Below are 693 nucleotides of genomic sequence, written 5' to 3' on the forward strand. Positions count from 1 at the left end.
GCCGGGGGGTCGGTCGAGGGGCGGGGCTCAGTCGAGGTCGATGCGCTGCCCTGGTCCGGTGCCGTCGCCGCGGTCCTTGCGGTGCTGCTCGCGGTCGGCCTCGTCGCGCGGGTCGTCCGGTCCGCCGGGGTCGCCCGTCGTCCAGCGGCGCTCCTGTGCCTGTACGGCGGAGCGGTAGGCGGCGAGGAGTTCGTTTCCGGCGGCGGCGAGATGCTCGAAGACGTCCGGGTTGCGCTCTATCACCGGTTCGACGGCGGCCTTGGCCTGCTGCACGACCTGGCGGACCATCTGCTGGGCGGCGGGCCCGGCGACCGCGCCGAGCAGCGGCGACTGAAGGCCGGACAGCTTCTCCGCGACGGTGTCGACGAGTTTCTTCAGCTCCTCGGCGGCGGAGCCGGGGGGCGGGCCGTAGGCGGCGCGGCGGCGGGCCCGCTCGGCGGCGAGGTCCTCGGCGCACGCGGTGGCCCAGGCGTCGGCGTCGGCCGTGTCGGGGCCTGCGGTGTCGTCGGCGAGAGGCACCTCGGGCTTCGCGGGCTCGGGGGGCTCGGGCGTGGGGCGCTCTTCGCTCATGACGGACTCCTGACGACGGTTCGCCCCTACGACGTTACCCGAACGGGGGTACCGCGTTCACTGACACGGCGGCGGCGGGGGGCGTCCTCGCAGGGGGTTTCGGATGCGTGCCGTCGGAGGGGG

Annotated in this window: 1 protein-coding gene; it reads right to left on the reverse strand. The window is 75.5% G+C overall.

All coding sequences use genetic code 11. From position 1 onward, the window contains the following. Positions 1-27 precede the first annotated feature (27 nt). Positions 28-570 (reverse strand): DUF5304 domain-containing protein, encoded by a 543-nt coding sequence (locus MTQ10_RS30905; RefSeq protein ID WP_247474134.1) that lies wholly within the window; start codon positions 568-570, stop codon positions 28-30. Positions 571-693: the final 123 nt, after the last annotated feature.

The organism is Streptomyces sp. XM83C (assembly GCF_023072675.1).
GTDB lineage: Bacteria > Actinomycetota > Actinomycetes > Streptomycetales > Streptomycetaceae > Streptomyces > Streptomyces thermocoprophilus.

Coding starts and splice junctions, on each gene's coding strand:
- MTQ10_RS30905 (WP_247474134.1), bottom strand. CDS start 570: ATGAGCGAAGAGCGCCCCACGCCCGAGCCCCCCGAGCCCGCGAAGCCC.